Source organism: Pseudomonas sp. P5_A2_2 (genome assembly GCF_054177685.1).
In genome coordinates, this window is the sequence record NZ_JBGCUL010000268.1 from 1 (window position 1) to 5,411 (window position 5,411).

Sequence of the window (5,411 nt, forward strand, 5' to 3'; positions counted from 1 at the left end):
CACGATCAACCCGGCGATCGTCGCCGAGTTCGCGCACACGGTCTTTCGCTTCGGTCACTCGATGCTGGTGGAGACGGTCGATCGTTTCGATGCCAACTTCAACGTCGTCGGCGACGGCAATCCGACTGCCCCGGGCAATCAACAGACCGGCCTGATCGCGGCCTTCCTCAACCCGCTGGCATTCGCTGCGAGCGGACCCACCCCTGAGCAGGCGACAGGCGCCATCGTACGCGGCCTGACCCGCCAGGTCGGTAACGAGATCGACGAGTTCGTAACCGACGCGGTGCGCAACAACCTGGTTGGCCTGCCACTGGACCTGGCCGCCCTTAACCTGGCGCGTGGCCGCGACGCCGGCATCCCGTCGCTGAACGAGGCGCGGCGCGAGTTCTACCACATGACCGGCGACAGCCAGTTGACCCCCTACACGAGCTGGGCCGATTTCGTGCAGCACATGAAGCACCCGGAATCGCTGGTCAACTTCATCGCCGCCTACGGAACACACTCAACCATCACTAGCGCTACGACGCTGGCGGGCAAGCGCGCCGCGGCTGCAGACCTGGTGTTCGGCAGCGCGACCGCGCCAATCGACCGTCTCGACTTCCTGCACAGCACCGGTGTCTGGGCGAATAACGCCGGGGCGGACGGTATTCCGAACACCGCAGACGACTTCACCATCTCCGGCCTGGACAACGTCGACTTCTGGATCGGCGGCCTGGCCGAAGAGAAGATGCCCTTTGGTGGCTTGCTGGGTTCGAGCTTCAACTTCGTCTTCGAAACCCAGTTGGAAAACCTGCAGAATGGTGACCGCCTCTACTATCTGGCGCGCACCGCGGGACTCAACTTCGGCACTGAACTGGAGAACAATTCGTTCGCCAATCTGGTGATGCTCAACAGCGACGCAACACACCTGTCGGCTAACGTATTCCTGACGCCGGCCTTCACCCTGGAGACCGACCCGACGCGCCAGTTCAACCAGAGTGTGGTGGCCGGCCCGGACGGCATCGTCGGCACGCTCGACGATCTGCCCGCCAACGCCGACCCCTTTGGCCCGTCGATCCACCCGATCGGCTCACCACGGATTGACCATTTCACGCCGCTGGTGATCCGCGACAACCCCGCCACAGTGGGCCTGGATACCAACTACCTGCACTACACCGGCGGCGATACGGTCGTGCTGGGCGGCACGGCCGGCGACGACATCCTCATTGCCGGCGACTCGGACGACGACACCGTCTATGGCGACGCCGGCAACGACCGCCTCGACGGCGGCTACGGCAACGACAACGTCTTTGGCGGTGCCGGCGACGACATCATCACCGACATCGGCGGCAGCGACACCCTGCGCGGCGAGGACGGCAACGACGTCATCCAGGCCGGCAACTCGACCCTCGGCCTCAACAACCTGGTCTTCGGCGGCGCTGGCAAAGACTTCATCATCACCACCGAAGACATCACCATGACCTTCGCCGGCGCGGGCGACGACTTCATCCTCGGCGCCAAAGTCAACCTATCGCCGCAGGGCGGCGAAGGCGATGACTGGATCGAGGGGGGCACCCAGGACGGTGCGGTCGGCGACAACAATAGCCCCACGTTGTCCGACGATGTGCCCGGCAACGACATCTTCATCGGAAAAGGCGGATTCGATGAAATGATCGGCGAGGGCGGCGACGAAGTGTTCGTCGCCAGCGACGCTCAGGACAAGATGGATGGCATGTCCGGGTTCGACTGGACCACCTACAAGAATGACAAGKTCGGCGTGACCGTCGACATGGTCACCCCGTTCTTCAGTCCCTATCACGCGGTGCCCGATGCCGCGGGCAATATCGTGGGCGCGGTGGCGCAATCGGCCGACGCGATCTATGACCGGTTCGCGGAAGTGGAGGGCCTGTCGGGGTCGTCCTTCGCCGACTTCCTGCGCGGCGACAACCAAAACGCAGCCATCATCGCCAACATCACGGCCAGGGGCAGCATCCTCACCAACTTCGATCTCGTCAGCGGCCTGCKGGCCTTCGTCGGCGCCGCTGCTGCTGGCCCCGACGGCATCGTGGGTACCGCAGACGATCAGTTCGGCGCGGGCAACATCATCCTCGGTGGCGATGGCAGCGACATCATCGAAGGCCTTGGCGGTAGCGACCTCATCGACGGCGACAGTTGGCTCAACGTGCGCATCAGCGTGCGGCAGAACATCGATGGCACCGGGCCGGAGATCGCCACCTTCGACAGCATGGAGCCCCTGATCCCGCTCATGCTGAACGGCACCTTCAATCCCGGCCAGCTCGTCGCCGTGCGCGAAATCCTGCCCGGTACATCCGTAGGCGGGGCTGCGTTCGACACCGTCAACTTCATGGGCCCTCTGGCGAACTACACGATCGCCGTCAATGGCATCGTCGTCGATCCCGCCGTTCCCCTCGATCTCGCCGCCACCGACGTCGTCACCGTGACCGACAATGTCGGCAATGAAGAAACCGACCGTCTCACCCACATCGAACGGCTGCAGTTCTCCGATCAGGCAGTGGTCCTCGTGCAGGGGGTCAACGCCGAGCCTGTGGGCGCACTGACGGTCGATAACACCGCACCGACCGTTGGCCAGACGCTGACCGTGTCGGCGGCAGGCATCAGCGATGCCGACAACGCGGGTGGGGGGATCAACAATTCCATCAGTTACATATGGCAGGTTGAATTGGCACCAGGCTCGGGCGTCTTCGAGGACATCATCCTCGGGCCAGGCCGCATCGGTCTCGGATTTACAAGAGCGGACGCGCCCACTCTCACGGTGACGGCGGATCTTGCCGGCCTGGCAGTGCGCGTCAAAGGCTTCTATGCGGACGATAATGGCGTGACCGAACAGGTGTTCTCGGCACCGACCACGGCCGTAGTTGCCGGCGCGCCGGCCCCCGCAGCGGCGCCTTCGCTGATCGATCCGCAGACCACTGCCCCCAGCAACGGTGTGCGTTACACGCAATCGGACCTGGCGTTCATCCTTGACCAGATCAAGATCGCGGAACACAACGCGGCGGGTGAGAACATGGTTTCTCTGCTGCCGAACATACGGGTGCCGTACGGTTTGCGCACGGTCGAAGGGACGGAAAACAACCTGCTCCATCCTGAGTTCGGTGCCGCCGATAACGTATTCCCGCGCCTGACCACTCCGGACTTCCGCACGGCCGACGCCGGCACGAGCTACCTCCAGACCAGCGGCCTGGTGAACGACTCGCAGCCGCGCACCATCAGCAACCTGATCGTCGACCAGACCGCCAGCAACCCGGCAGCGGTCGCGGCTACCTTCGATCCGGGGCTGGATGGCATCCTTGGCACGGCTGACGATGTCTTGAAAGTCGGCTCACAGGTGATTACCGGAACCCGCACCGACGGCACGACGTTCCAGACCTTCTTCAACTCGAACGTGAGTCCCGACGCGGGCCTGACCGCGCCCTTCAACCAATGGATGACCTTCTTCGGCCAGTTTTTCGACCATGGCCTGGACCTCGTCACCAAGGGCGGCTCGGGCACCGTGTTCATTCCGCTGCAGCCGGATGACCCGTTGTTCGTGCCCGGTAGCCCGACCAACTTCATGGTGCTGACGCGCGCCACCAATCTGCCCGGCCCGGATGGCATCCTCGGTACGGCCGACGACATCCACGAGAACACCAATACCACCTCGCCGTTTGTCGACCAGAACCAGACCTACAGCTCGCATCCTTCGCACCAGGTGTTCCTGCGTGCCTATGAGCTCAACGCAGCGGGCGATCCGGTGGCCACCGGCAAGTTGATCGAAAATCGTGATCTGGGCGCCGATGGCGTGTTCGGTACGGCCGACGACGTCGGGATCGGTGGCATGGCAACCTGGAAGGTAGTCAAGGCGCAAGCTCATGACCTGCTCGGCATCAATCTCACCGATGCCGATTTCAACAACGTGCCACTGCTGGCGACCGACGCCTACGGCAATTTCATCAAGGGTCCGAACGGTTTTCCTCAGGTGGTGATGGTGGGCCCGGACGGCATTGCCGGCACGGCCGACGATGTGCTCGTTGAAGGTAATCCGGCGGCGCCCATCAGCCTGGTCGATGCCGTACGCACCGGTCATGCCTTCCTCAACGACATCGCGCACACCGCCGTTCCGATCGACGACGTGACCGGCGCAGCACTCCTGCCCGATGTGGACACTGTTGTTGGCGGTACGCCTGCACCGGGCTTCTACGACAACGAACTGCTGGACGCGCACTACATTGCCGGCGACGGCCGGGTCAACGAGAACATCGGTCTGACCACCGTCCATTCCATCTTCCACCATGAGCACAACCGCCTGGTCGATCACACCATGGCGGTGGTCCTGGCGACAGCGGCAAGCGGCGACGTGTCGTTCCTGAACGAGTGGCTGCTGACGCCTGTCACTGCCGTTCCCGTCGATACCACGACCCTTGACTGGAACGGCGAGCGCCTGTTCCAGACCGCGAAGTTCGGCACCGAGATGCAGTACCAGCACCTGGTGTTCGAGGAGTTCGCGCGTACGATCCAGCCGATGGTCGATCCCTTCTTCGCCCCGGGCCAGGTGTACGACACTGCGATCGATCCGAGCATCGTTGCCGAGTTCGCGCACACCGTCTATCGCTTCGGGCACTCGATGCTGCTGGAGCAGGTCGACCGGCTGGATCCGAACTTCGCCTCAAGCGATATCGGGCTGATTCAGGCCTTCCTCAACCCGATCGCGTTCGCGGGCAGCGGTCCGACCCCGGAACAGGCGGCCGGTGCCATCGTGCGCGGCGTGACCCGTCAGGTAGGCAACGAGATTGACGAGTTCGTCACTGAAGCCCTGCGCAACAATCTGCTCGGCCTGCCGCTCGATCTGCCTGCCATCAACCTGGCGCGCGGCCGCGATACCGGCATTCCGTCCCTGAACGCGGCGCGGCGGGAGTTCTATCTGCCTACTGGCGACGCAGAGCTCAAGCCTTACACCAGTTGGGCCGATTTCGTGCAGCACATAAAACATCCGGAATCGCTGATCAACTTCATCGCCGCCTACGGCACACACTCGACCATCACCGGCGCCATCACGCTGGCGGACAAGCGCGCCGCGGCTGCGGACCTGGTGTTAGGCAGCGCGACTGCACCGGCCGACCGTGTCGACTTCCTCAACAGCACAGGTGCCTGGGCCAGCACCGCTGGTGCGGACGGTATTCTGAACACCGCGGACGACGTGACCATCACCGGCCTGGACAGTGTCGATTTCTGGGTTGGCGGGCTGGCCGAGGAGAAAATGCCCTTTGGCGGCATGCTCGGTTCGACCTTCAACTTCGTCTTCGAGAACCAGATGGAGAAACTCCAGGACGGAGACCGCTTCTACTATCTGGAACGCACCGCCTCGATGGACTTTGGCGCGGAACTTGAGAACAACACGTTCGCCAATCTGGTCA

Annotated in this window: 1 protein-coding gene; it reads left to right on the forward strand. The window is 63.4% G+C overall.

Features of this window, described 5'->3' with window-relative positions:
- Nucleotides 1–5,411, forward strand: a 5,411-nt coding sequence (locus ACXRVY_RS15885; RefSeq protein ID WP_458237723.1) for a peroxidase family protein, incomplete at both ends; no start/stop codon positions are given.